Origin of the sequence: Vitreimonas sp. (genome assembly GCF_035627415.1) — a bacterium.
GTDB lineage: Bacteria > Pseudomonadota > Alphaproteobacteria > Caulobacterales > Aquidulcibacteraceae > Vitreimonas.
This window is the reverse complement of the sequence record NZ_DASPLU010000024.1, coordinates 91,952-117,975: the sequence shown is the minus strand read 5'-3', so window position 1 is coordinate 117,975 and position 26,024 is coordinate 91,952. Positions and strand designations below refer to the sequence as shown.

The window sequence follows — 26,024 nt, the reverse complement described above, 5'->3', positions numbered from 1 at the left end:
GGCCGCCCGCCCATGCGCTTTCTCCTCTTCGCCCTCGCCTGCCTGTTCGCGGCGCCCGCCGCGGCGCAGAGCAACGCCGAGCTCCAGCGCGCCTCTGCCGCGCTATCGGCCATCTGGCGGCCCATCACCGGCCCGCTCACCACCGCCGCGGTCGAAACAGCCTGCGCCGGCGCCGTCCAGGAAATGGCCGCCGTCGAAGCGGCGCTGCCGCCGGTGCTCACGCCGGACTCCTTGGCGCGCGTCCGCGCGCTGCGCGGCTTCCTGATCGTCCCGGCAGGCGACGATCCCGCCTGGGCCTATTTCTTCCCGCCGCCCGACCTCGCCTGGTTCAGAAGCGGCATCGGCGCGCTCACCGTGCTCGACCAAGCGCAGGGCCTGATCGGCGTGCGCGACGCCTCGGGCCAGAACATCGCCCTTCAACTCGGCCGCGCCGGCGAGCACGCCGTGCTGCGCGTGCGCCCGCCGCAAGGCGGGGCGCCGCTCGCTTTCGTCGGTTGCGCCGCCTCTAGCGCGGGCGATTGAGCACGCGCGCCGCGAACAGCGCGTCGAGTTCCGCCTCTTCCTCGAACGGCCCGAACAAGCTCCGCCGCGGCGCGCCCGCGTCCGCAGCCAGCGCAGCCACGCGCCCCTGGCCCAAGAACAGTGTCTGCGGCTCTGTCCGCGCAATCGGATCGGAATACGCCGCATCGGCGCTGACGATGCGCCAGCCGTCCGCCTGCAGCGCCGCCACCAGCTGCGGAATGAACATCGCCGCCATATCGTTCTCGTGCAGCAGCAGCACGTGCCGCGGCGAGCGGCCGAGATGCGCGACCGCAACATCATCATAGAAGTCCGCCGACGCCGCGATCGCCTCCGCATAGAGCGCGCCCAGCGCCTCCAGGTTCAGCGTCTCGCCGCGCGCCGCCGCTTGGTTGGCGAGATGGTCGAGGTACCAATCGTAAGTGTCGATGGTGACGTAGCCCTGCGCGTAGCCTATCGCCGTCAGCCCCGCGCGCACCGCATCGCGCTTCTCGGCCGTGTCGCCTTCGTCCAGGAACGGAAACCGGAACCACGGCCGAAACCCCGGCAGCGGCCGCAGCACGCGATCCGCCGCGACGACGTCCGCCAGAAACGCCTCCGCCGTCATCTCGCGCAGGTGCGGGTGCGTGGCCGAGTGATTGGCGATCAGATGCCCGGCGGCGGCATAGGCGCGCAGCCTGGCGCGTCCTTCCTCGTCCACCCGCTCCGAATTGGCGAAGAAGACGGCCTGACCCACGCCCGCCTGCTCGAGCCCCGCCAGCAATCGCTCCGCCCGTTCCGGCCCCTGCATCAGCGCCGAGCCGCGCCGCGGCGCGTCGTCGAAGCTCAGCGCCAGCTCCCGCGCTTCGGCCGTTCCGGCCAGGAATGCCGCCGACAGAGCCGCTATGATGAACCGCATTGTCCCTCCCCGAGACGGGCGGTCTAAATCGCGCCGCGCCCTCCAGTCACCCCCTCGACAGCGCCAGCCGCTTCCCCTATACGCCCCGCTTTCCCGTGGTTTCCAATGGAAGCGCCGGCCGTAAGCCCGTGCGCTCCGGTAGTGCCGATGAACCTGATCCAGACGCTCGAAAAAGAAGAAGTCGCCCGCATCACCAAGGGCAAGACCGTCCCGTCGTTCGATCCGGGCGACACGCTGCGCGTCAACGTCAAGATCAAGGAAGGCGACCGTGAGCGCGTGCAGGCCTATGAAGGCATCTGCATCGCCCGCTCCGGCTCTGGCCTCAACGCCAACTTCACCGTCCGCAAGATCAGCTTCGGCGAAGGCGTCGAGCGCGTGTTCCCGCTGTTCTCGCCGACGGTGGATTCGATCGAGGTCGTGCGCCGCGGCAAGGTCCGCCGCGCGAAGCTCTATTACCTGCGCGAACGCCGCGGCAAGTCGGCCCGCATCGCCGAACGCGCCGGCGGCGCCCGCGAAGAGGATTTCGTCGGCGCAGCTGCTGACGCTGCCGAATAGGGCAATAAGGCAATAAGGCAATAAGGCAGTAGGGCCGCTGCGCTTGGTCGCGGCGGCCCTAAGCTTATCTGCCCTATTGCCCTACTGCCCTACTGCCCTATTGCCTTCCAACAATGAACGCGCCCGTGAAGCCGCCGCGCGCGGATGTCGAGATATTGACGCTCGGCTGCCGCCTCAACGCTTACGAGAGCGAAGCCATGCGCGCGCTCGCGGGCGAGGCGGCGCTGTCGAACGCGGTGATCGTCAACACCTGCGCCGTCACCGGCGAAGCCGTGCGCCAAGCGCGTCAAACCATCCGTCGCGCTCGCCGCGAACGCCCCGACGCCGAGATCATCGTCACCGGCTGCGCCGCGCAAATCGATCCGCAATCATTCGCCACGATGCCCGAAGTCAGCCGCGTCGTCGGCAACGCCGAAAAGATGCGCGCCGAGACGTTCGCGCCGGCGCCGCACGAGCGGGTGCAAGTCGCCGACATCATGTCGGTGCGCGAGACCGCCTCGCACCTGATCGACGGCTTTTCCGAACGCACCCGCGCCTACGTGCAAGTGCAGAACGGCTGCGACCACCGCTGCACCTTCTGCATTATCCCCTACGGCCGCGGCAACTCGCGCTCGGCGCCCGCCGGCGATGTGGTCGAACAGATCCGCCGCCTCGCCGCCAACGGCGTGCCCGAAGTGGTGCTCACCGGCGTCGATCTCACCTCCTGGGGCGGCGATCTTCCGGGCCAGCCGCAACTCGGCGCGCTCGTCGCGCGCATCCTCAAGCTCGTGCCCGACCTGCCGATGCTGCGCCTCTCCTCGCTCGACGCGATCGAGATGGACGAGCAGCTGTTTGAACTCGTGACTAAAAACGAACGCGTCGCGCCCTACCTGCATCTTTCGCTGCAGCACGGCGACGATCTGATCCTGAAGCGCATGAAGCGCCGCCACTCGCGCGCGCAAGCGATCGATCTCTGTCAGCGCCTCAAGGCCGCACGTCCCGAGATCGCGCTCGGCGCCGATCTCATCGCCGGCTTCCCGACCGAAGCGGAAGCGCACTTCGCCAACCTGCTCTCGATCATCGCCGAATGCGGCCTCGCTTTCGTGCACGCTTTCCCGTTCAGCCCGCGAGAAGGCACGCCCGCCGCGCGCATGCCGCAACTGGATCGCGGCCTGGTCAAAGAGCGCGCCGCACGCCTCCGCCAAACCGCAAGCGCCGCACTCACACGCCATCTCGTTTCCTGGATCGGCCGCGAAGCCGTCGGCGTTGTTGAACGCGAAGGATTTGCGCGCTTACCAGACTTTACGCCGGTGCTGATCGACGCGCGCGACATGAGCCCTCCCTCCGTGCGGGGGAGGGTTGGGAGGGGGGGCGAGCAGGATGAAGCGCCTGTGCTCGACATCACCGCCCCCCACCCCCTGCCCCCGCCCCGCGAGGGGGCGGGGGACGCGCACGTCCGCCTGCGCTTCACCGCCCACGACGGCCAACACCTGATCGGCGTTCGCGCATGATCTGGGGCCTGTTCGACAAGAAGAAGAAAGCGGAAGCGCCGCAAGCGCCGGAGGCCGAGCAAAAGAAGGGTCTCTTCGACGGCCTGCGCAAATCCTCGGCCAAACTCGCCGACAGCTTCACCGCGGTCTTCACCAAGGAAAAGCTCGACGCCGCCGACATCGACGCGCTCGAGGAAGTGCTGATCGCCTCGGATATGGGCGCGAGCGCCGCCGCGCGCATCTCCGCCGCGCTCGCCGATCAGCGCTTCAGCAAGGAGAACGCTCAGACCGAAGCGCGTGAAGCTCTGGCGACTGAAGTGGCGCGCATCCTGAAGCCGCGCGAAGCGCAGCTGGATCTGACCGAGGGCCCGAAGCCCCGCATCGTGCTCGTCATCGGCGTCAACGGCTCCGGCAAGACCACCACCATCGGCAAGCTCGCCAAGAATCTCACCAATGCCGGCGCGAAGGTGATTATCGGCGCTGCCGACACCTTCCGCGCCGCCGCGATCGAACAGCTCAAAGTCTGGGCCGATCGCGCCGAAGCCTCGTTTGTCTCCTCGACGCAAGGGGCCGACGCCGCCGGCGTCGCCTTCGAAAGCGTGAAGCGCGCCAAGGAGGAAAACGCCGACGTCGCTTTGATCGACACTGCCGGCCGGCTGCAGAACAAATCCGAGCTGATGGCCGAGCTCGCCAAAATCATCCGCGTCATGCGCAAGCTCGACGAGGACGCGCCGCACGAGACCTTGCTCGTGCTCGACGCCACGGTCGGCCAGAACGCGCTCTCTCAAGTCGAGAGCTTCCGCTCAGTCACCGAAATCACCGGCCTCGTCATGACCAAGCTCGACGGCACCGCCAAGGGCGGCGTCCTCGTCGCCGTCGCCCAACGCCACGCCATCCCGATCCACTTCATCGGCGTCGGCGAAAAGGCGGAAGACTTGCAGCCGTTCGACGCGGAGAGCTTCTCGCGCGCCCTCGTTGGCCTCAACTAAACGCTCGCCATGACCACCTTGCCGCCCTGCCCAAGTTGCTCGTCCGCATTCACGTACGAAGACGGACCGCTCCTGATCTGCCCTGAGTGCGCCCATGAATGGACGCCGGCGCAACAGATCGACGAGAGCGCCGCGTCCGAAATCCGAGACGCCAACGGCAATGTGCTCGCCGACGGCGACACCGTCACCGTCATCAAGGACCTGAAGGTCAAAGGCACGTCACAAGTATTGAAGGTCGGCACGCGCGTGAAGAACATCCGCCTCGTCGGCGGCGATCACGACATCGACTGCAAGATCGACGGCTTCGGCGCGATGAAACTCAAGTCCGAGTTCGTGCGGAAGGCCTAGCGACAGAGCGGCTACCGCATGCACGCCCTCCTGGCCGAAAAAAGGGGATAAGAGTCGCTTCTATCCCCACATGTCCAGCCGTCATCGCCTTGAAATTAAAGCGCTGCGCGCACGCGCAAACCGATTCAATCCGACCGCTCCCAGTGGGCGCTATACTTCCACCATCTCGTTCGCTGAGGGCAGTCGGTACCCTGTCGATCGATGCAGACGAGATGCGGTTGAGCGTGAAGCGCTGACGCTGTGACGGGCAAGGCGCGAAGTCCGCGTGAACGAGGCAAACGCCTCCAAGCGCGGGGGACACCAGGATCGCGCTGACAGGCGCGACCTGCACGCCGCCGGCGGCCACGTCAGAGGAGTGAAACACCTCCTTGCTCTGGGCCGGCGAAGAACGATCGCGGGGACGCGGGTTCAACGCGTCTTTCCGCGCCGCTTTCCGGCGGCGCATTCGGCGCGGCGATCCCGCGTCCCCGGCCCTCTTGCGAAGGGCAGACAGAACTTTTGGGCGCACGACTTCGCGTGCGCCAGACGATGACGCATGGGCGAAACTATGCCGCTATTGCCGCACTCGCACCGGCAGCTGCACGTTGCACACGTTCACGTGCCCGACCGGATCCAGAAACCAGCTTTCGCGCCGGAAGCGCCGGCTCTCGATCACATCGCGGAACGTCGCGCTGTCGGTGCGCAGCGCTTCGAAGTTCACCCGCTCGCTCTCCGGCAATTCCGAACCCAGGCGGATCGAGGCAATCGCCGTGCGCTCTTGTGGGGTTTCATAGAAGCCGAGCGGCCCCGTCCCACGCGGCATCACCGACAAAAGCTCCATGCCCTGCAGCACGCGCCCGACCGTCGTGATGTTGCGATCGAGATGCCGCGGCGCCTGGCCGATGACGACATAAAGCTCGGCGCCGCTGCCGCTGTCGGCCGTGTCGCCGCGCCCGGCGCCGACCATGCCGTAGCAATGCGTCAGCCACGTGCGTTGGCCGTTGCTCGCCACCGGAAATCCGTAAGCGAAACCGACTTCGCGCGCGTACGAATCCGGATCGACGAGGCGGGTGATATCGACGCCCGCACGCGGGCGATCGAACTCCGGCGCGAGCGAGGCGACGCCTTCGCCCATCGGCCGCGGATCGGCTTCGTCGCGCCCCCATTGGACGACGTAATTGTCCTGGCTGCGCACGATCGCGGCGCCATCCCAATAGTGCGCCCGCGCCAGCGCGCGAATGTTCGCCGCGTGGTTGGGCGTGTAGTCCGCCGCGAGCTCGATGATCACCCGCCCCCGCGGCAGCTGCATGTAGATCAGATTGTCCTGATCGACCGTCCGCCAATCCGACGCCGGCGATTGTTCCAGGATCTCGCCCAGCGAGCGCACGGGCGTATCCGGCGCCGGCGCCGGCGCTTCGGCGCTCGCGCACGCGGCCAGGAAGCCCAAAGCTATGACAGCGGCCAGTCTCATCCGTCCCTCCCGAGATTTTGCCGCCGATCTGGGCCGGAAACGCGCTTCAGCGCAAGCCGCTAGTCCGCCGCCCCCGTTTCCGCGTATCAGGGCGCATGAGCGAAGACCTGACCGCCCAAGACCTCACCAAGCCGAAGAGCGCCCGCGACAGCGCCGGCCAATTATGGGTCGATCTCGGGCCCATCCTCATCTTCGTCGTCACCTACAACGTGCTGTTCCGCATCCAGGCTACCAAGGACGAGGCGATATATATCGCCACCGGCGTTTTCATCGCCGCGGTGCTCGCCGCCATCGCCTGGTGCAAGCTGCAGCGCGGAAAGATACCGCCGATCCTGATCGTCACTGGCGTGCTGGTCACCGCGTTCGGCGGCCTCACCATCATTTTCCACGATCCGGCGATCATTCAGATCAAGTTCACCTTCACGTTCCTGTTCTACGCGACGGCGATCCTCATTTCGCTCGCGATCAAGCAGAACGTCTGGAAGCTGTTCTTCCAGCACCTGTTCAATCTGCCCGACCGGATCTGGACCGTGCTCGCGCTGCGTTGGGCCGCGTTTTACGTGGTCGTTGCGCTTCTGAACGAAGTGCTGCGCTATAATTTCAACGAGGCGAACGGCAATTTCGACGTCTGGCTCAATCTGCGCACCGCCCTGACCTATCCCGCCTTCATCATTTTCGCCGCGCTCAACACGCCGCTCGTGCTGAAACACCATCGCGAGACGCCCGAACCGGACGGAGCGCCCGCCGCCCCCAGCAGCTGAGTACCACATTCAGCCGGAATTTCGCCTTTGTGGCGAACCAAACTCGAACATGTGATTGAACCTTCATCTTGTGTCGGTAATCTCCGCCCACTGTCTGGGGCGGCTTTCAATGGCGCGGTCAATGTCGGATGAGTCCGAAGCCTTCCGGCTCGCGACCTCACCCAGCCATTTGCTGCATCGCGCCGAGCAGCTCGCCGGCGACCGCTTCGCCCAATTGGTGGAAGACCGCGTCACGCTCCGCCAATTCGCCGTCCTCGCCGCGATCTCCGAGACGCCGGGGCTCAGCCAGAGCGATCTCGTCCGCGCCACCGGCGTCGACCGCTCCACTGTCGGCGACATGATGAATCGGATGGAGCGCAACGGCTGGATTACCCGCACCGCCTCCGAATCGGACGCCCGCGCCCATGCGGTTCATTTGGCGCCGGAAGGTGCGCGCCTGCTCGCCGCAGCGACGCACCACGCGCGCGCCGCCGACGCCGCCATCCTCGACGCGCTGCCACGCACCAAGCGGCGCACCTTCCTCAACGTGCTCACCAAGCTCGCCAAGCTCTCGGACGACCTGGCCGAAAAAGCCGAGCGCGACGCGCGTAAGCAGGCGAAAAAAGAAGCGCGCGCGAAGGCCGCCGCTCTAAAGGAAGGCGAACGCAAAAAGGAGCCAAAGCGCGACGCAACGCGCAAGCGCCGCTAACGCGCGCTCAGCGCCGGCATGACGACGTCGGCGAGAACCTCCGGCGTCAACGCGCCGCGGTGAACAGCGCGGATGACGCCATCGGCGCCGACCACGAACGTCTCCGGCGCGCCGGTGACGCCGAGTTCGAGCCCGTAGCGCCCCTCCGGATCCATGCCGACGACAGCGAACGGATTGCCAAGTTCGTCAAGAAACGCCGCCGTGTCTTCCGGCGCATCCTTGTATGCGACGCCCAGGATCGGCGCCCCGCTCTGCTGCAGCGCCACCAATTGCGCATGCTCGGCGCGGCACGGCGCGCACCAGGACGCGAACACGTTGATCACGTACGGCCGCCCCGCGAACGCCGCCGGCGTCACCAGATCGCCCCCGCCCAGCCGCTCCAGTGCGTACTCAGGCGCGGCGCGGCCCACCATGCCGGCCTTGAATTGCTCGCGCTCGCCGTCGCGCGTCAGCAGGAACGCCGACGCGAGCACTACGATCAGCAGCACAAGCAGCGGCGCGAAGGCGGCAAGACGTTGCATCAGCGCTGCAGCTCCCGCGCCCGCTTCGACCAATGCCGAAGCCGCAGCATCACCGCGGCGGCAAGCACGATCAAGCCGCCGAACGTCACCGCGTACGCTGGAAAAACGAAGTCCCAACCGCCTTCGATCACGCTTCGCCTCCGCGCGCCCGCGCGCTCTCGACCCGACGACGGAAGATCGCCGCCCGCATGTTCATCATCAGCAGCGCCGCGAACAGGAACAGGAACCCCGCCGCCATGGTCAGCAGCGGCCCGAGCATGCTCGGATGAATCGCCGAACCGCCCGAGCGCATGATGCTGGCCGGCTGGTGCAGTGTGCTCCACCAATCGACCGAGAATCTGATGATCGGCAAATTGATCAGTCCGACGAGGCACAGGATCGCCGCCAGCCGCGCCGCCTTCTCCTCGTCTTCGATCGCGCTCCAGAGCGCGATATAGCCGAGATAAATCACGAACAGCACGAGCATGGAGGTGAGCCGCCCGTCCCATTCCCACCACGTGCCCCAGGTCGGCGCGCCCCAGAGCGAGCCGGTGATCAGGCAAAGCCCCGCGAACGTCGCCCCGATCGGCGCCGCTGCGCGCGCGGCGACATCGGCGAGCGCATGGCGCCACACGAGCCCCACAAAGCTCGCAACGGCCATGAACGCGTAAATGCCCATCGACCACCAAGCCGCCGGCACATGCACGTACATGATCCGCACCGTCTCGCCCTGCTGGTAGTCCGCCGGCGAAAACAAAAGCGCCCACGGCAGCCCCACGCCGAGCGCGATTATCGCCGCTGCAAAGAACAGCGGCGCGGCCCAGGCCGAAAGGGCCATAAAGCGCTGTGGGTTGGCGAGGTAGGTGATCATGGGTGTCAGGCGTCAGGTATCAGGTGTCAGCGATCGATTGGAGTGGGCATTCTGACACTTTCATTCCGCCTGCAGCCTGAGCGCCCCAGCGGCGGCAATGGGGCCAAGCGCGGCTGCGGCCAAGGCGCAGCCTGCCAGGATCGAGAGCGCGGCCGCCACCTGATCGCCCGCCGCCACCGCCGAGCCGAAGATGATTGGCGGCGCAAAGAACGGCAGCACAATGAGCGCGATCAAAACCCCGCCGCGCTTTACGCCTACGGTGAGCGCCGCGCCCACCAGCCCGACGCCAATGAACGCCGCCATGCCGAGCGCGAGGCTCAGCACGATAGCGGGAACCAGGCTCACGGGAGCCTGGAGCGCGATCGCTGCGGGTGCGCCGGCGAGCGCGATCGGCAGCCCGACGACGCACCACATCGCCAAGCCCTTCGCCAGAACGAGCAGCTCGAGCGGCGCGGGCGAAAGCAGCATCTGGTCGAGCGAGCCGTCCTCGAGATCAGCCTGGAACAGCCGCTCCAATGTCGCCAGCACCGCCAGTCCCGCCGCGATCCAAACCAGCGGCGGCCCCGCCGCTTCGAGCAGGGACCGCTCCGGTCCCATCGCCAGCGGCACAAGCATCGTCGCGCCGAGAAAGTATCCCACTGGCGCGAGCGCGCCGCCGCCGGCCCACAGAAGCGCGATGTCGCGTTTAAAGGTGGCGCCAAACGCGCTCATGCGCCCACCGTCAGCGTCTGCGACGGCGCCGGTCCCAGCGCCTCATGCACGGCGGCCACCACGATTCCGTCGTCCGCCAGATGCGCGTCGATCAGCGCCGCCAGCAGCGCGCGTCCCTGCGCATCGAGCGCCGCCGCCGGTTCGTCCAGCAGCCATATCGGCCGCGGCGCAACCACCAGGCGCGACAGCGCCAAACGCCGCGCTTGCCCCTGGCTCAAGAACCGCGCCGGCAAATCCGCCTGCGCGCTCAGGCCAAGCCGCGTCAGCGCCTCCTCCGCGCGGGGCGCGACGCCGAACAGCCCCGCCCAATAAGCCAGATGCGCGGGTACACTCGCGCCGCCCTTCAGCCCGTTCAAATGCCCGACATGATGCAGCGCCAGCGCCGGCTCCTCGACTCCCTCGAACACGACCCGCCCAGCCCGCGGCTTGAAGAATCCCGCGATTGCGCGCAGCAGCGTCGTCTTGCCCGTCCCGTTGCCGCCGCGGATCTCCACGAAGGCGCCGGGCTCGGCGGCGAAGTTCAAATCGCGCAGCAGCGTTCGCTCGCCGCGCGTAAGCGTTAGCGATTCAACCCGCAACGACGGCTTGTCTTGGAAAGGACCGGACCCGCTCATAATGCCGCCCCGGTTCTAGAAAGGGTTGCCTGATCCGCCAAGGCGCTCCTTGGTGATCGCGGAGGGAGGTGCTGCGATGCTGCGGTTAGTTGCGGGCGCGATGCTCGCGCTGGTTCTGGCCGCTTGCGGCCAACAGGTGACCACCTCCGAAGAGGCGGCCACCACTGAAGCCTATGGCGGCATGGACGCTGACGTCGCGCAACGCGCCGCCGCCCCACCCGCCGCGCCGGCGCCAGCGGACCCCTCCAGCGGCGAGCAGCAAGCCAGCCCCGGCGAACCGCCGCCCCAAGGCGGCGGCACGACCTCGCCGATCCTCTATCTCGCCTACAGCTATGCGATGGGCCTCGAGATCCCGAGCCAGCGCCTTGCCGGCGTCGTCGACGCGCATGTGCAAGCCTGCCAATCCGCCGGCCCGCGCCTGTGCCAGCTGATCGGCTCCAACAAGAGCGGCGATCCCGACGCGTACATGACCGGCTACGTGCAGATGCGCGGCGAACCGCAATGGCTGCGCAACTTCATGTCCGGCATGTCCGCGCAAGTCGACGAAGCGGGCGGCCGCATCGTCGAGCAGACCACCAACACCGAAGACCTGACCCGTCAGATCGTCGACACCGAAGCGCGCCTGCGCGCGTTGACGGCGCTGCGCAACCGTCTCCAGGAGCTGTTGCGCTCGCGGCCCGGCCGCCTGGCCGACCTGCTCGAAGTCGAGCGCGAACTCGCCCGCGTGCAAGGCGAAATCGATGCGATTCAATCGAACCTCGCCGTCATGCGCACGCGGGTGTCGATGTCGGAACTGGCGATCAATTATCGCTCCGCCCCGCGCCCGGTCGGCAGCAACACGTTCGAGCCGCTGCAGCGCGCGTTGGCGGACTTCCTTGGCGTCATCGTCGCCGGCTTCGCCGCTTTGATCTACTTGATCGCCGGCCTCATCCCGATCGCCGTCATCGCAGTTCCGCTGATTTGGCTCGCGTTGCGCTGGCGCAAGAGACGCGGCGGGAGGATTTTCCGGCGCAATCCGCCAGTGGAAACCCCGCCGCCTTCCACAAGCTCAGGCTGACGCCAGCGTAGAGACGCCAATGAAGCCGACACGGAAGCGCTTTTGCGATCCACTCGCAACTGAGCGCGACCCCTGAACTGCGCCCAGCCGTCTCAATTGCGCCTTCACCAAAGGGCGCTAAATAAGCCCTGCCGCGCGCCCGGTTTGATTCCGGATTTGGGGCGCTCCCCAACGCGCCTGCATCTCTGAAGCCCCAAACCAGGATGCATGCTCATGTCATCTGCGAACTCGTTCAACGCCCGCTCCACCCTCAGCGTCGGCGGCAAGACCTACGCCTATTACGATCTCGGCAAAGCCAGCCAGAACGGCCTCGGCGACATCGCGAAGCTGCCGATGTCGCTCAAAGTGCTGCTGGAGAATCTGATCCGCACCGAAGACGGCGTCGCGGTGAAGAAGGCCGATATCGTCGCAATGACGGCGTGGCTCCTCAACAAGGGCAAGAACGAAGTCGAGATCGCCTTCAGCCCGGCGCGCGTCTTGATGCAGGACTTCACCGGCGTGCCCGCCGTCGTCGACCTCGCCGCCATGCGCGACGCGGCTGCGCATTTGAAAGCCGATCCCGAGCGCATCAATCCGCTCGTGCCGGTCGATCTCGTCATCGACCACTCGGTGATGGTCGATCACTTCGCCAGCACCTCCGCGTTCGTCCAGAACGTCGAACTCGAATACGCACGCAATGGCGAACGCTACCAATTCCTGCGTTGGGGCCAGCAGGCGTTCCGCAACTTCCGCGTCGTCCCGCCGGGCACCGGCATCTGCCACCAGGTCAACCTCGAATATCTCGGCCAAAGCGTCTGGACGCGCGACGAAGGTGGCGAAGAGCTGGCCTACCCGGACACGGTCGTCGGCACTGACAGCCACACCACCATGATCAATGGCATCGGCGTTCTGGGTTGGGGCGTCGGCGGCATCGAAGCGGAAGCGGCGATGCTCGGCCAGCCGATCTCGATGCTGATTCCGGAAGTGATCGGCTTCCGCCTCACCGGCAGGCTGCAGGAAGGCGCCACCGCCACTGACCTCGTGCTCACCGTCACGCAGATGCTGCGCAAGAAGGGCGTCGTCGGCAAGTTCGTCGAATTCTTCGGCCCCGGTCTCGACACGATGAGCGTCGAGGACCGCGCCACCATCGCCAACATGGCGCCCGAATACGGCGCCACCTGCGGCTTCTTCCCAGTCGACCAAAAGACCATCGACTACCTGCGCGCCACTGGCCGCGATCCCGCGCGCGTCGCATTGGTCGAAGCCTACTGCAAACAGCAAGGGCTCTGGCGCACCGACGCTGAGCCTGAATTCACCGACACGCTCGAACTTTCGCTCGCCGACGTGCGCCCCTCGCTGGCGGGGCCGAAGCGTCCGCAGGACCGGGTCCTGCTCGGCGCGCTCGCCGAGGGCTTCACCAAGGTGATGACCGAGGAGTTCAAAAAGGGCGCCGAGCTGAAGAAGCGCGCGCCGGTCGCCGAGGCTGCGCACGACATCGGCCATGGCGACGTCGTCATCGCCGCCATCACCTCATGCACCAACACCTCTAACCCGAGCGTGATGCTCGCCGCGGGCCTCGTCGCCCGCAACGCAAGAAAGCGCGGCCTCAAGGTGAAGCCGTGGGTGAAGACTTCGCTCGCACCCGGCAGCCAAGTCGTCACCGACTATCTCTCCAAAGCCGGCCTCGACGACGATCTCGACGCGCTCGGCTTCCACCTTGTCGGGTACGGCTGCACCACCTGCATCGGCAATTCGGGCCCGCTGCCGCCGGCGATTTCGCAATCGGTCAGCGAGAACGACCTCGTCGTCGCCTCGGTGCTCTCCGGCAACCGCAACTTCGAAGGCCGCGTGAACCAGGACGTGCGCGCGAATTATCTCGCCTCGCCGCCGCTCGTCGTCGCGTACGCGCTCGCCGGTTCGGTCTACGTCAATCTCGAGACCGATCCGCTCGGCGTGGGCGCCGACGGCCAGCCCGTCTATCTGCGCGATATCTGGCCTTCAAACGCCGAGATCGAGCAGACCGTCCGCGCCGCCGTCACGCCGGAAATGTTCGCGCAGCGCTACGCCGACGTGTTCAAAGGCGACGCGCACTGGCAGGGCATCAAAGTCGGCGCCGGGCGCACCTATGCATGGGACAAGCATTCCACCTACGTGCAGAACCCGCCCTATTTCGACGGCATGAGCATGACGCCGAAGCCGCCGGCGGACGTGAAGAAGGCGCACATCCTCGGCCTCTTCGGCGACTCGATCACCACCGACCACATCAGCCCCGCCGGCTCGATCAAGAAGGTCAGCCCCGCCGGCCAATACCTGACCGAGCACGACGTGCCGCAAGCGGAGTTCAACTCCTACGGCGCGCGGCGCGGCAACCACGAAGTGATGATGCGCGGCACCTTCGCCAACATCCGCATCAAGAACCAGATGGTGAAGAACGAGGACGGTTCGGTGGTCGAGGGCGGCTACACGCTGCATCAGCCGTCCGGCGAGCGCATGTTCATCTACGATGCGGCCATGCGCTATCAGAAGCACGGCTCCGATCTCGTCATCTTCGCGGGCAAGGAATACGGCACCGGCTCCTCGCGCGACTGGGCGGCCAAAGGCACGACACTTCTGGGCGTTCGCGCCGTCATCGCCGAGAGCTTTGAGCGAATTCACCGCTCGAACCTGATCGGCATGGGCGTGATCCCGCTCCAGTTCCAGAACGGCCAGTCCTGGGCCGCCCTCGGCCTCACGGGCGAGGAAACCGTCTCGATCGAGGATGTCGCCAGCCTGACGCCGCGTCAGCAGGTGAAACTGAAAATCACCCGCGCAGGCGGTAAGACCGACGAGGTCGAGGTCCTATGCCGGATCGACACCGAGAACGAGGTCGAATACTTCCGGAACGGGGGTATCCTGCACTATGTGCTGCGCGGACTGGCCAAAGCGGGATGAAACAGTCCGTCACGGCGGTTTGATTAGAACCGCCGTGACGCGGCGGCCATGGTGGCCCGCATGATCGGCCGACTTATCGCTCTGGCGCTGATGGCGCTGGCGGCGACAACCACAAACGCGCGCGCCCAGGAGGGCGAACGCGCGCAGATGGTGGTGGAGTTGTTCACCAGCCAGGGCTGCACCCAGTGCCCGCGCGCCAACCGCCTGCTCGGCATGTTCGCGCGCGAGGACGACGTGCTCGCGCTCACCTTTCCGGTCGGCATCTGGGACTATCTCGGCTGGCACGACACCTACGCCCGTCCGGAATACGGCGATCGCCAGCGCGCCTACTCGCGCTCGCTGCGCGTGCGTGGCCGCTTCACGCCGCAGCTCGTCTTCAACGGCGCCCGCCAGATCAGCGCCTCGGATTGGGATCAGGCCCGCGCCACGTACGACGCCCAGCGCGCCGACGGCTGGCCGGCCGCAGCGCCCGATCTCGCGATCTCTCGTTTGCGCAACAACCGCGTCCGCGTCACCGTCGGCGCCCGCTCGAACGCGCCGCAGGCCGATGTCTGGCTGATCGCCTACGATCCCGGCCCGCTCACGGTGGTCGTCACCGGCGGCGCCAATCGCAACCGCAGCGTCGCACACTACAATCTGGTCAAATGGATCGAGCGTCTCGACGGCTGGAACGGCCGCTCGGCTTGGTACGAGCGCCCACGCTGCCAACCCGAGTGCGCGGTGATCGTGCAGGAGCCCAATGGCGGCCGCATCCTGGCCGCCGCCTACACCTATCGCGAAGGCCGCTACTGAGGCGGCCCGACGCTCGGGACGAGCGCGCTGAGCGGCGGCGCCGCGGCCTGCGCATCCACCTCGCTCAGCGCGAACGCCCAGTCCGACGAGCGGCTGTTGATCTCCATCGCCGCCGCTTGCAGCTCCGGCGAATCCGCCCGCGCCGCCAACTTCACCCAGGTCCGGCCCTCGCTCGGGATCAGCTCCGCATCGATCAGCACGCCCTCGAACGTGATCGCCCGCACGCGCGCGATCGCGTCGCCCTGCACCGCCGGCGCAAGCTGCACATCCACCGGCGATAGCCGCGTCAGCTGCTCAGCCGCCGCGGTGACGCTGGTCTGCGCGAGCGTCGCCAGAGCCGGCTGCACGATCCGCCACGGCTGGTCCGGCGCCTCGCGCGCCAGCACATAGGCGCGACCTTCCGGCGGCACGATCTCGACCCGCGCCAGGCGCTCGGCCGGGATGGCGAGCGGCGTCATTTCCAGCCACGCGGCGATGTCGCGCAGCGGCGGCAGCTCGGCGTTCTCGCCCTCGCGCGCGGCCCAGGTCTGATCGTCGTCCGGACGGCGCACGTAGAGCCCCGATGGCTCGACACCCAGGATGAGATTCACCAGCAGCGCGCCGCGCCCGCCCTCGATCTGCACCAGCACGCCGCGTCCGCCCTGGCGCGGATCGGTGACGCCCAGCCGCTCGTGCTTGGAGGGATCGTTCGTCATCCGCCGCGTGTAGCGCAGCGCCCCCAGCGCTCGCGTGAGCTGCGCCAAACGCTGCGCCGTGACCGGATAATCGCCGCGATCGCGCATCACCCAGACTCGCTCTTCGCCCCGTTGCACGCGTTCGATGCGATAGCTCGCATCGGCGCTCGTTATGACGATGCGCTCCGCGTCGGCGATATTCTGCGCCAGCTGTGGCACCACCGGTCCCGAAGCGGCGTCCGGTCGCAAACCGCGGTTCTCGATCGCCAGCGTGATCGCCGCCACCGCGACCAACGCCAACGCGATCATCGCGAGCTGCAGCGCGCGGCCCTTGCGGCGCTCGGCGAGTTGAGTGGTCATCGGCGCGCACTCCCGCGCCGCTGCCGGCGCCAGAACAGGAAGAGCCCCGCACCCGCCACCAGAAGCGGCGCGAGCCAAACGTTGATGAACACGACGACGGCTTCGAGCCGGTCGATGTCGCTGCGGAGATTGCGCTCGGTGTCGCGCAGCTCGCTGCGCACTTCGATGACCTGCGCGCGGAAACGCTCGATCTCGGCGTTCTCGTCGGGGGTCAGCTCTGCGCCGAGATCGCCGGAAAAGAAGCCTGAGCCGCGTCCGCGTTCCTGCAATTCGGCCAGACGCGCTTCGGTCTCCTGGAGTTGGACCTGAAGCGCCTCCTGCCGGTCGCGAATGCGGCGCGCGGCGTCGCGCTCCATGTCCTCGACCAGATCCATCCGCCGCACGGAAGGCGCCCGCGAGCGCAGCGACACCAAGGCGTCCGAGCCGCCGAGAATGTCGATCGCGTTGAGCGCGAACGAGGCGTTGTCCGCCGCCGCGCCGCCGCTGCGCGGATCGACATAGAAATCGTCGGCCAGGAAATCGACGTCGGCGACGATGACGAGTTCAGCCGGCGTGGCCGAGCGCGTCAGCGGTTCGGCCGCCGGCGCCTGCGGCTGTTGCGGCGTCGCAGACGGGGCTTGTTCAGGCGCCGCTTCGCCTTCTGTGGGCGGCGGCGCGGGAGGCGCTGCCGGCATGCCCTGCGGGAACGCTGTTTCGAGATTGCCCGACAAGCGCACGGCGATCGTCTCGACACGCCCGCCCGACGGCCACATCGCCATCAGCTCGTAGGGCGAAGGCCGCGCCAGCGCCGCTTCCGCCGGCAGGCGCATTGTCCGCCCGCTCGTGCGCGCGAGCGGCGTCGCCTCGATGCCTTCGCGCTGGCTGACATTCAGTCCGCCGGCCAAACCGAAATTCACGCCGCGGCGCAGCCACGCCGTCATCAGGTCTTCGCGATGCAGATGTTCGGGCTCCGCCGGCACGGTGAAGAAGAGCGGCTGAGGCGCCTCGCCCGTCTGTCCGGTGCGCGGATCCTGCACCTGCACCGGCAGCGCGCCTTCGAGATCGAGCACGACGCTCGGCGGCATCGCAACGCCCCAGCGCTCGAGCAACGGCCCGAGGTTCGAGCTCACCGGCGCCGGCGCGACCGGATTGAACGGATCGAAGCCGCCGCCCGTCTCCTGCGCCAGCAGCGACGCCGGATCGAGCGCGATGAACGCGCGGCCCTTGCGCAGGATGAACTGGTCGATCGCATAGAGCTGGCGCGGGTTCAGAGCGCCGGGATGGATGATCGCCAGCACGTCTACGTCTGGAATCTCGGTGAAGTCCGGCGCCAGCTTGGTGACATCCATCAGCCGCCCGAGTTCGGTCGCGAACACCGATTGACCGACGCCGAGCGGATCGGCCGCCGCTGCCGGATCGATCGGCAGCGAGCTGATCAGCGCGACGCTGGTGCGATCCGGATTTTCCAGTTCGTAGATGAGGCGCGTGATCTCGTATTCGAGAAAGGCCTCGCGCTGCGGATCGAGATAGGGAATGCCGACGCGATCATCGATCGCATTGGCGCCGCTCAATCCGAAATAGATCGGATCGCCCTCTTGGCTCAGCCGCACCGGCTCGACGCCGGCCTCAGCCGCGTCGTCCTCCGCTTCGGAATAGCGCTCGACATCGATTTCGACGAACCGCACACGCCCGCGCGAGCGCGCCTCGAAGGTCTGCAGCATCTCCCGCACGCGCGCCGCGTACGCCTGCAGCTGCGGGTATTCGCGCGCGGCGTCGCGCGAATAATAGAGCGTGAGCTCCATCGGCTCGGACAGCTCGTTCAGCGTCTGCTGCGTGCCGCGGCTCAGCGTATAGAGCCCGCTCTCGGTGAGATCGATCCGCCAGCCGCGGAACCAGGAATTCGAGATCACGTTCGCGGCGGCGAATGCGACCAACAGCGCCAAAGCGGCGATGAGGGCGAAACGGCGTGCGCTCATCGCTCAGCCTCCCCGCCGCGCATCGACCGCGAGGGCGGTGAAGCCAAGGCACAGCGCGATCAGCGACACGTAGTAGAACACCGAGCGGAACTCCACGACGCCGCGCTGCGCGGCGTCGAAGTGGTGCAAGAGCGAGAAACGCGCCAGGCCTTCGGCCACGCCGCCGCCAATCACGCCCGAGAAGAAATCCATCACCAGCGGCGTTCCGAGCGCTGTCAGCAAAAACGAGATCAACACCGCCATCACGAAGGCGACGATCTGCGCTTGAGTCATCGCAGAGGTCGCCGAGCCGATGGCGATGTACGCGCCCGCCATCAACAGGCTCGCAATATAAGCCGTGAAGATCGCCGCATTGTCCGGCGAGCCCAGGATGTTCACCGTGATCCAGAGCGGGGCTGTCAACAGCAGCGCCGCCGCCGCTACGGTCCATGCCGCCAAGAACTTGCCGGCAACCAGCGCCCAGGTCGGCGCCGGCAGCGTCAGCAGCAATTCGAGCGCGCCGGAGCGGCTCTCTTCCGCCCACAACCGCATCGCGATCGCCGGCAAGAAGATCATGAAAATCCAAGGATGGTAGGTGAAGAACGCGAGCAAATCCGCGCGCCGCTCTTCGAAGAAGCCGCCCACCTGGAACGTGAAAAGCCCGATGGCAAATAGAAACACGGCGACGAAGACATAAGCCGTCGGCGTGGTCAGATAGGAGAGCAGTTCGCGGCGATAGACTGCGAGCATGCTGGAAACGCCCGGATACTTCTTCACGTACGCTCCTCCCCACCGGTCAGCGCCGTGAATGCGCGTTCGAGCGAACCGTGTTCGTCGATCAAGGCTTGCGGAGCCTTGTCGGCGACGATGCGGCCCTTGTCGATGACGATGGCGCGGGTGCACACCGCCTCCACCTCTTCCAGCATGTGCGTTGAGATGATGAGACCGCGCTCTTCGCCGAGCTTCCTGATGAGATCGCGCACGGCGTGACGCTGGTTCGGATCGAGCCCGTCGGTCGGCTCGTCGAGGATGAGCAGCATGGGATCGTGCAGCAGCGCGGCGGCGAAGCCCACCCGCCGGCGGTAGCCTTTAGAAAGCGTATCAATCGGCCGCTCGATCGAATCCCCCAGCCGCGCATCTTGCGCTGCACGCCTTACCGCGTGCCGCGCCGCCTCGCGCGTCATGCCGCGCGCTTCGGCGATGAAGCGCAGGAAGCTCCACGGCGTCATCTCGCCATATAGCGGCGCGCCTTCGGGCAGGTAGCCGACGCGCTCCTGGGCCCGGCGGCGGTCCTGCGCCACGTCGATGTTGAAGATCTTGGCCGCGCCTTCGTCCGGCTCGAGATAGCCGGCGATCATGCGCATGGTGGTGGTCTTGCCGGCGCCGTTCGGGCCGAGGAAACCGACGATCTCGCCTACGTCGAGCGAGAAGCCGATGCCGTCGACCGCCATACGGCGACCGAACGTCTTCCGCAGACCTTCGACCTGCAGCAGCATGTGGATGGATGACCCCGTCGAGAAACGAGGGCCGCTCATAAGGCGGTTCTGGCGAAAACACCACCCGTTCTTATCCACAGCCGCGGCGGTTTTCGCCGAATCAGATTCGGTGACGCGGGGCCCGGTTTCCATCCAATGAACGCGTACGGTCCTCGCGAAAAATCAGGCGCCGCCCGGGGGCGTCGCCCCACGCGCTAGATCGTTTGCACAGATGCGGCGCCTAGTTCGGAATGCTTGATTTACGAGGGTTTCTCTGCAGCGCAGATACGACAAAGCCCGCGCGATGCGCGGGCTGTTGCAAGAGAGATGTGACCGACCGAAGCGCGTACTGGGGGGGCTGGGGGGGCTGATGGATACCCAGCACGAGCCTTTCTCCGGCCGGCCACGCAGCTAAGTTCGCGCTCGCTTGCGGCGAGAGCAAGCGCAAAATCGGGCTAAAAGCCGACCTGCGGGATTTTTAATGATGTGACGCCCTCGCCTGTCGGCGTTGTATACTTCGGCAATACAGGAGTCTGTGAGTATGAGCGGACGCAACGTCTTTTTTGAGCGTCTGGAGCTTGACCGACTGTTTCGATTCTACGGCCGCATGGTCGCCGCCGGCGAGTGGCGCGACTATGCGCTCGATGCACTGCCCGACCGGGCCCTGTTCAGCGTCTACCGCCGCACCAGCGAGGCGCCGCTCTACCAGATCGAGAAGAAACCCGATGATGCGCGCAAGCAGGGCGCTTACAGCGTCCGCGCCGTCGACGGGCGCGTCCTGCGGCGCGGCCACGATCTGGAGCGCGTTCTCGATGTCCTTGTTCCCAAGCGCATGCGCCTGATCGGCGACTGAGGGAACTTTCGGCGGGAACTCACAACAAAAACGCCCCGGCCAAGCCGGGGCGTTCTCGTTTCGGAGAACTGACCGCCTATTCCCGCGAGCTGAGCAGCGTCAGGAAGAAGCGGAACAGGTTGATGAAGGTGATGTAGAGGTTCAGCGCGCCAAGCGTGGTCGCCACCGACATCGCCCGCTCGTTGCCGCTGATGTCATAGTACATGTATTTCAGCTGCTGCGTTTCCCAGGCGGTGATCGCAGAGAACAACAACACGCCGACGATGCTGATGATGAACGAGAAGTTCTCGATCGGCTGACCGGTGAAAGCGGCGAAGCCGAAATTCACCAGCGACGCCAGCACGAGGCCCCAAACGCCCATGATGAGGAAGGTGCCCCAGCCGGAGAGATCCTTCTTGGTCGTGTAGCCCCAGAGGCTCAATCCGCCGAACGTCGCGGACGTCACCAGGAACGCTTTCATGATATCCGTCATGCCGCCGGCGCGGCCGCCATAGACCATCAGCGTGACGCCGAGGCCGATGCCGATCAGCCCGACGATTGACCAATACAGCAGGTTGGCCCCGGTCGGAGACGGATTGCGCATCGCGAACATCGAGATGAAAATCAGCGCCAGCGGGCCGAACATCACGACATAGATCATTGGCGAGCTGCCGAACGGCACGCCGAAGAAGAACGCGCGCAGCGGCTCCACCGCGATCGACGCGTAGGCGAGAACGGCCGAGACCAAGAGGCCCAGCGCCATCTTGTTGTAGACGCCGAGCATGAACTTGCGCAGGCCAGCATCGACCGCCATGTCCGCCCGGCCGGTCGGAATCGAGCGGGCCTGGGTGTGGTAGTCGCTCATCAAAACCTCCTTGTGGACGTCCGTTAGGCCGTCCGTAACCGCCTCAATATATGGCTGCGGGCCGTGGCGGCCGCAACAAAAAGCGGTTTCCGTTCCGCTTGCGCATATGCTTAACGGGGACCATCATCGGCTGCAGCCTGGGCGGGAACCGGCCCTGTTTCGCCGCGTTTTCGCCACGAAGCGGCTGCGCCCTGACCTGCGTGGGCGGGGCGCGGTCGAATCGCGCTACCAGCAGCGCGGAGGATGACCCGGGGTGGCTGACGAAAACGATCCCAACGCGCCGGGGGCTGAGCCGCCGAAGCCGTCGCCCGCCCAAGGCGATCCGCCCTCGCCTGCCGAGGACGCGCGCGAAGCCGCGGCCAGCGACTTGTTCGAAGAGAGCGGCGCCGATCCCACTTCCGCCGGCGCGGCGCCCGACCCGGACGCGACGCAGATCGTTCCGCCGCCAGCGGCCAGCGATCTGCCGCCCAACTATTTCCGCGCCGCCGGCGACCCGGAGGAGCCGCCGCCCGAGCCGGCGCCGACTTGGTTCGGCCAGCTCCGCGCCCGCGCCGAGGACACCGCGCGCGACGCTTGGCGCGCGGCCAAGCCTAAGCTCGACCAGCTGAAAACCGTCGCCGGCGCCGCCGGCGCCGAAACGCTCCGCGCCGCCAAGAACATCAAGCGCCCGCGCAACATGCGCGAGGCCGCGGTCTGGAGCGGCTGGGCGGCCGCCGGCGGCGTCGCCCTCATCATCGGCTTCTTCTTCTTCGTCACCTGGGGCATGCCCTCGACCGACGATTTGTGGGAGGCGCGCCAGGGCCAATCGATCACTTTCCTGGATCGCAACGGCCACGTGATCTTGCGCGAAGGCGCACAGAACGCCCCGCCTGTCGATCTCGCTTCGCTGCCGCCTTATGTGCCGCAGGCGTTCATCGCCATCGAAGACAGACGTTTCTACAACCATCTCGGCGTCGACTTCGGCGGCATGATGCGCGCCGGCGCCGAGAACATCCGCGCCGGCCGCGTCGTCCAAGGCGGCTCGACCATCACGCAGCAGCTGGCGAAAAATCTCTTCCTCACCAACGAACGCTCCTGGCGCCGCAAGGCGCAGGAAATCATGCTCGCGTTCTGGCTCGAGAGCCGCTTCACCAAGGACGAAATCCTCGCGCTCTATCTCTCCCGCGTCTATTTCGGTGCCGGCGCCTACGGCGTCGAAGCCGCGGCCGAGCGCTATTTCGACCGCCCTGCGCGTGAGCTCACGCTGCTGCAGGCTGCGATGATCGCCGGTCTCGTCAAAGCGCCCTCGCGCCTCAATCCGGCGCGTCAGGACATCGACGCCGCACGCGCGCGCGCCACCGTGGTGCTCGACGAAATGGTGGCGGAAGGCTTCATCAGCGCCGCCGAACGCGACGCCGCGCTGCAGCAGGAGCTTGTCATCAGCCGGCGCAATCCGGCCGGCGTGCTCTCTTACTTCCGTGATTACATCGATCCGCTGCTGAACGACGTCATCGGCAACCAGCGCGACGACTTCGTCGTCGAGACCACGATCGACATCGCCGCCCAGCGCGCCGCCGCCGAAGCGGTCGAGATGGTGCTCGCCGAACAAGGCGAAGCGCGCCGCGTCGGCCAGGCCGCCGCTTTGGTGATGGACGATCAAGGCGGGGTCCGCGTCATGGTCGGCGGCCGCGACTACGACCAGAGCCAGTTCAATCGCGCCACCCAGGCGCGCCGCCAGCCGGGCTCCTCGTTCAAGTTCTTCATCTATCTCGCGGCAATGGAGAACGGTCTCACCCCCTGGAGCATCCGCGACGACGCGCCGATCACGATCTCGATCGAAGGCCAGCCGGATTGGACGCCGGGCAACTACACCAACGAATTCCACGGCCCCGTGACGCTCAACGGCGCCTTCACCCATTCGTTCAACATGGTGGCGATCCGCGTCGCCAACGAAGTGGGCGGCCCCAAAGTGATCGACGTCGCGCGCCGTCTTGGCGTCACCTCGCCGCTGCACAACTATCACTCGCTCGCGCTCGGCGCGCAGGAGATCACGCTCGAAGAGATGGTCGGCGCTTATGGCGCGATGGCCTCCGAGGGCTATCTCGTGCGTCCGCACGGCGTCGCCCGCATCCGCCGCGCCAACAACAACGAGACGATGTGGAGCTTCCGCAGCCAACGCACGCGCGTCATCGAAGAACGGCCGCTGCGCTACATGAATCAGATGATGCATCGCGTCGTCGAAGCCGGCACGGGCACCGCCGCGCGCATTACCGGCCGCGAGATCGGCGGCAAGACCGGCACTGGCAACGATTATCGCGACGCTTGGTTCATCGGCTTCACGCCAGGCCTCGTCGGCGGCGTCTGGGTCGGCAACGACAATTTCACCACCACCGCCCGCGTCACTGGCGGTTCGCTGCCGGCGGAGATCTGGGCGCGTTTCATGCCGGTGGCGCTGCGCGACACGCCGGTGCGTCCGCTGGAAATGCCGACCGACGAGGACCTCGCCGTCGTCAGCGTCCCCGATCCCACCGCGCCGACAATGACGGCGGTGGGCGCGCCGATCGGCGTCAATATCGGCACAGGCGTGCCGTTGCCGCCGGACGACCAGGACCGCTCGCTCGACTTCGGTCCCGAAGGCTAGCCCTCGCTGCTGACAGCCGCGGCCGGCTGCCCTAATCTCCGCCGAGGCGTCCGTGGAGACAGTCGGGGAGAACATGTTTCGCACGCTTTTGGCGGCTGTCGTCAGCCTGTTAGCTGTTCACACGCTCGCGCACGCGCAGGCGCCCAGCGCCGCCGATTTCGCGCGCGAGCCGGCGATGTGGAGCCCGTCGCTGTCGCCCGACGGGCGCCTCGTCGCCGCGATCCAGTCGGTCGAACAGGGCCACGCGCTCGTCATCATCGATTGGCGCACACGCCAGGCGACGGCGATTCAAATCGCCCGCCGCGATCGTTCGATGTACCTTGAAAGCGTCGCCTGGAAGAACGACCGCCGCCTCATCTTCGTCGTGCGCCAGCGGGTGACGATGCACTATAGCGGCACGGGCTCGCGCAATCGTCAGGCGCCCAGCGAGGAGTACGACGTCTATCGGATCTTCGCCATCGACATGGACGGCGCCAACACGGTGCAGCTGTTCGAAAGCCAATCCAATCGCCTGGCCTGGCGCGACGCCTCGATCCGTCTGATCGATCGGCTCGAGAACGATCCTGACAACGTCATGATCGGCACCTGGAGCCAGCGCGGCTTCACGCTCTATCGCGCCGACGTCAACACCGGGCGCGCGCAGTCGGTCGAAGACGCCGACTGGCAGACCGCGAACCTCATCGTCGACCGCAACGGCCGTCCGGTGATGCGGATGGACGTGCTGCCCTACGCTTCCGGCTATCGCATCTACCGGCGCGGCCCGAGCCAGCGCAGCTGGACTGTCGCGCACGAAGTGCGCCGCACGCAACGTTCGGAAAACCGCACCTTCCGCCCGCTCGGAGCCGGCCCAGGGCCAGGCCAAGTCTATGTCGCCGCGCGTCCGCACGGGCAGGAGTTCCAGGCGATTTATCTCTACGACACCGCCACCGGCGAACTCGGCGAGCCGGTCTTCCGGCACGAGCGCGCCGACGCCGCGATCGCCTGGATCAATCCGCATGACAACGCGCTGCTGGTCGGCTGCGGCGAAGCGCAACGCTGGGAGTGCCGCGCCACCGATCCGGCGCTGCAGCGCCACTTCGATGCGCTCTCGCGCTATTTCGAACAACAGGCCGACTTCAATCTCAACGGCGTCTCCTCCGACGGCCGCTATTGGCTGCTCTACGCCGTCGGACCGACCGTGCCCGGGACCTATTACATCTACGATCTCTCGACCAACCAGGTCTCCATCATCGCTTCGACGCAGCCCCAGATTCCGCGCGCGCAACTCGCGCCGACACGGTTCGAGAGCTATGTCGCGCGCGACGGCGCCAATCTGTGGGGCTATCTCACGACGCCCACGACGGGCGCTGCGCCTTTTCCAACCGTGATCCTGCCGCATGGCGGCCCGGCGGCGCGCGACTCGTTCAGTTACGACTTCATCGTCCAGTATCTCGTCTCGCGCGGCTACGCTGTGTTTCAGCCGAATTTCCGCGGCTCCGAAGGCTCCGGCCGCAGTTTCGCCGAAGCCGGCTGGCGCCAGTGGGGCGGCCTGATGCAGAACGACATCACCGACGGCGTCCGCCATTTGGCGCAAGCCGGCATCGCCGACGCGAACAGAATCTGCATCGTCGGCATCTCCTATGGCGGCTACGCCGCGCTCGCAGGCGCTGCGCTGACGCCGGAGCTCTACCAATGCGCCGTTTCGATCGCCGGGCTTTCCGACTTGCCGGAATTGCTGGAGACCGAGCGCTCTGACGCGGGGCGGCGCTCTGCGCTGTACGCCTCCGTCGTGCAGCAGATTGGCGATCCGAACGATGATCGCGACGCGCTGATCGCCGCCTCGCCGCGCCGCCACGTCGAGCGCATCACCGCGCCGATCCTGCTCATTCACGGCGCCTGGGACGATGTCGCCCTGGCGTCCCAATCGGAGCGCATGCACGAGGCGCTGCAGGCCGCCGGCAAAAGCTCGCGCTACATCGAGATCGAGTCGGCTTACCACCCGTGGGACAGCTGGACGACGACGGACGCCCGCCTTTTGCTGGAGGAAACCGAGCGCTTCCTCGCCGAGCACCTGTCCGAGTAGCGGGTTCCGCTGCGTCCGTGGGCTGACAAGGCAGCCGTCGCTGGGTAAACCAGTGGCGCGAGACGACCGT

General features: G+C 66.8%; 25 protein-coding genes. 13 read left to right on the top strand and 12 right to left on the bottom strand.

Annotation, left to right across the window (positions count from 1 at the left end; all coding sequences use genetic code 11):
* Window positions 1-12 precede the first annotated feature (12 nt).
* Window positions 13-522, top strand: coding sequence for a hypothetical protein (locus VEA80_RS13385; protein WP_325061255.1), 510 nt, complete (start codon window positions 13-15; stop codon window positions 520-522).
* On the opposite strand, the gene VEA80_RS13380 is transcribed toward VEA80_RS13385, so the two are convergent.
* Window positions 506-1,417, bottom strand: a complete 912-nt coding sequence (locus VEA80_RS13380; protein ID WP_325061254.1) for a polysaccharide deacetylase family protein — start codon at window positions 1,415-1,417, stop codon at window positions 506-508. The genes VEA80_RS13385 and VEA80_RS13380 overlap by 17 nt on opposite strands.
* A gap of 147 nt (window positions 1,418-1,564) precedes the next feature.
* Here VEA80_RS13380 and rplS point away from each other — a divergent pair, with 147 nt between their 5' ends.
* The 4 genes from rplS (at window position 1,565) to VEA80_RS13360 (ending at window position 4,778) form a co-directional block, all read left to right on the top strand.
* Window positions 1,565-1,972, top strand: coding sequence for a 50S ribosomal protein L19 (gene rplS / locus VEA80_RS13375; protein WP_325061253.1), 408 nt, complete (start codon window positions 1,565-1,567; stop codon window positions 1,970-1,972).
* 113 nt (window positions 1,973-2,085) lie between these two features.
* Window positions 2,086-3,462: a tRNA (N(6)-L-threonylcarbamoyladenosine(37)-C(2))-methylthiotransferase MtaB gene (gene mtaB / locus VEA80_RS13370; RefSeq protein WP_349257257.1), complete on the top strand. Its 1,377-nt coding sequence runs from the start codon at window positions 2,086-2,088 to the stop codon at window positions 3,460-3,462.
* Entirely contained in the window at window positions 3,459-4,430 is a 972-nt protein-coding gene (gene ftsY / locus VEA80_RS13365; RefSeq protein ID WP_325061251.1) for a signal recognition particle-docking protein FtsY, read from the top strand. Before mtaB ends, ftsY begins: the two co-directional genes overlap by 4 nt.
* 9 nt (window positions 4,431-4,439) lie before the next feature.
* Complete coding sequence (locus VEA80_RS13360; RefSeq protein ID WP_325061250.1) at window positions 4,440-4,778, top strand: zinc ribbon domain-containing protein YjdM; 339 nt, start codon at window positions 4,440-4,442, stop codon at window positions 4,776-4,778.
* A gap of 553 nt (window positions 4,779-5,331) precedes the next feature.
* Here the strand turns inward: VEA80_RS13360 and VEA80_RS13355 are convergent.
* A complete protein-coding gene (locus tag VEA80_RS13355) occupies window positions 5,332-6,228 on the bottom strand; it encodes a peptidylprolyl isomerase (RefSeq protein WP_325061249.1) in 897 nt (298 codons plus the stop codon).
* Window positions 6,229-6,323: 95 nt separating this feature from the next.
* On the opposite strand from VEA80_RS13355, the gene VEA80_RS13350 reads away from it, so the two are divergent.
* Window positions 6,324-6,989: an inner membrane-spanning protein YciB gene (locus VEA80_RS13350; RefSeq protein WP_325061248.1), complete on the top strand. Its 666-nt coding sequence runs from the start codon at window positions 6,324-6,326 to the stop codon at window positions 6,987-6,989.
* Between the two features lie 121 nt (window positions 6,990-7,110).
* Window positions 7,111-7,677 (top strand): MarR family winged helix-turn-helix transcriptional regulator, encoded by a 567-nt coding sequence (locus VEA80_RS13345; protein ID WP_325061247.1) that lies wholly within the window; start codon window positions 7,111-7,113, stop codon window positions 7,675-7,677.
* Here VEA80_RS13345 and VEA80_RS13340 read toward each other — a convergent pair.
* Genes VEA80_RS13340 through ccmA form a run of 5 tightly spaced genes read right to left on the bottom strand, consistent with a single transcriptional unit; the run spans window position 7,674 to window position 10,373 of the window.
* On the bottom strand, window positions 7,674-8,198 hold the full coding sequence (locus VEA80_RS13340; RefSeq protein ID WP_325061246.1) for a DsbE family thiol:disulfide interchange protein: 525 nt from the start codon (window positions 8,196-8,198) through the stop codon (window positions 7,674-7,676). The two genes, VEA80_RS13345 and VEA80_RS13340, sit on opposite strands and share 4 nt — an antisense overlap.
* Window positions 8,198-8,329: a hypothetical protein gene (locus tag VEA80_RS13335; protein ID WP_325061245.1), complete on the bottom strand. Its 132-nt coding sequence runs from the start codon at window positions 8,327-8,329 to the stop codon at window positions 8,198-8,200. The genes VEA80_RS13340 and VEA80_RS13335 overlap by 1 nt, the downstream gene beginning before the upstream one ends.
* Entirely contained in the window at window positions 8,326-9,048 is a 723-nt protein-coding gene (locus tag VEA80_RS13330; protein ID WP_325061244.1) for a heme ABC transporter permease, read from the bottom strand. Before VEA80_RS13330 ends, VEA80_RS13335 begins: the two co-directional genes overlap by 4 nt.
* Window positions 9,049-9,108: 60 nt before the next feature.
* Window positions 9,109-9,759, bottom strand: coding sequence for a heme exporter protein CcmB (gene ccmB, locus VEA80_RS13325; RefSeq protein ID WP_325061243.1), 651 nt, complete (start codon window positions 9,757-9,759; stop codon window positions 9,109-9,111).
* Complete coding sequence (gene ccmA, locus VEA80_RS13320; protein WP_325061242.1) at window positions 9,756-10,373, bottom strand: heme ABC exporter ATP-binding protein CcmA; 618 nt, start codon at window positions 10,371-10,373, stop codon at window positions 9,756-9,758. Before ccmA ends, ccmB begins: the two co-directional genes overlap by 4 nt.
* A gap of 76 nt (window positions 10,374-10,449) precedes the next feature.
* On the opposite strand from ccmA, the gene VEA80_RS13315 reads away from it, so the two are divergent.
* The 3 genes from VEA80_RS13315 to VEA80_RS13305 all read left to right on the top strand — a co-directional run bounded on the left by VEA80_RS13315 (window position 10,450) and on the right by VEA80_RS13305 (window position 15,132).
* The gene (locus VEA80_RS13315; protein WP_325061241.1) at window positions 10,450-11,430 is read left to right on the top strand and encodes a DUF4349 domain-containing protein; all 981 of its coding nucleotides are present in this window, start codon (window positions 10,450-10,452) and stop codon (window positions 11,428-11,430) included.
* A 213-nt stretch (window positions 11,431-11,643) separates the two neighbouring features.
* Window positions 11,644-14,340 (top strand): aconitate hydratase AcnA, encoded by a 2,697-nt coding sequence (gene acnA / locus VEA80_RS13310; protein WP_325061240.1) that lies wholly within the window; start codon window positions 11,644-11,646, stop codon window positions 14,338-14,340.
* 60 nt (window positions 14,341-14,400) lie between these two features.
* Window positions 14,401-15,132: a DUF1223 domain-containing protein gene (locus VEA80_RS13305; protein ID WP_325061239.1), complete on the top strand. Its 732-nt coding sequence runs from the start codon at window positions 14,401-14,403 to the stop codon at window positions 15,130-15,132.
* Here VEA80_RS13305 and VEA80_RS13300 read toward each other — a convergent pair.
* The 4 genes from VEA80_RS13300 to VEA80_RS13285 are packed head-to-tail and all read right to left on the bottom strand — an operon-like array spanning window position 15,126 to window position 19,635.
* A complete protein-coding gene (locus VEA80_RS13300) occupies window positions 15,126-16,166 on the bottom strand; it encodes a DUF4340 domain-containing protein (RefSeq protein ID WP_325061238.1) in 1,041 nt (346 codons plus the stop codon). The genes VEA80_RS13305 and VEA80_RS13300 overlap by 7 nt on opposite strands.
* Window positions 16,163-18,121: a GldG family protein gene (locus tag VEA80_RS13295; RefSeq protein ID WP_325061237.1), complete on the bottom strand. Its 1,959-nt coding sequence runs from the start codon at window positions 18,119-18,121 to the stop codon at window positions 16,163-16,165. Before VEA80_RS13295 ends, VEA80_RS13300 begins: the two co-directional genes overlap by 4 nt.
* 3 nt (window positions 18,122-18,124) lie before the next feature.
* Window positions 18,125-18,877, bottom strand: coding sequence for an ABC transporter permease subunit (locus VEA80_RS13290; RefSeq protein WP_325061236.1), 753 nt, complete (start codon window positions 18,875-18,877; stop codon window positions 18,125-18,127).
* Window positions 18,874-19,635: an ABC transporter ATP-binding protein gene (locus VEA80_RS13285; RefSeq protein ID WP_325061235.1), complete on the bottom strand. Its 762-nt coding sequence runs from the start codon at window positions 19,633-19,635 to the stop codon at window positions 18,874-18,876. Before VEA80_RS13285 ends, VEA80_RS13290 begins: the two co-directional genes overlap by 4 nt.
* Window positions 19,636-20,116: 481 nt before the next feature.
* Here VEA80_RS13285 and VEA80_RS13280 point away from each other — a divergent pair, with 481 nt between their 5' ends.
* Window positions 20,117-20,428, top strand: coding sequence for a DUF2794 domain-containing protein (locus VEA80_RS13280; RefSeq protein WP_325061234.1), 312 nt, complete (start codon window positions 20,117-20,119; stop codon window positions 20,426-20,428).
* Window positions 20,429-20,504: 76 nt separating this feature from the next.
* On the opposite strand, the gene VEA80_RS13275 is transcribed toward VEA80_RS13280, so the two are convergent.
* Window positions 20,505-21,272 carry a Bax inhibitor-1/YccA family protein gene (locus VEA80_RS13275; RefSeq protein ID WP_325061233.1) on the bottom strand — a complete coding sequence of 256 codons (768 nt, stop codon included), beginning with the start codon at window positions 21,270-21,272 and terminating at the stop codon, window positions 20,505-20,507.
* A 253-nt stretch (window positions 21,273-21,525) separates the two neighbouring features.
* Between VEA80_RS13275 and VEA80_RS13270 the strand changes: the two genes are divergently transcribed.
* Window positions 21,526-23,892, top strand: coding sequence for a PBP1A family penicillin-binding protein (locus VEA80_RS13270; RefSeq protein ID WP_325061232.1), 2,367 nt, complete (start codon window positions 21,526-21,528; stop codon window positions 23,890-23,892).
* 73 nt (window positions 23,893-23,965) lie between these two features.
* Entirely contained in the window at window positions 23,966-25,954 is a 1,989-nt protein-coding gene (locus tag VEA80_RS13265; RefSeq protein ID WP_325061231.1) for an alpha/beta hydrolase family protein, read from the top strand.
* Window positions 25,955-26,024: the final 70 nt, after the last annotated feature.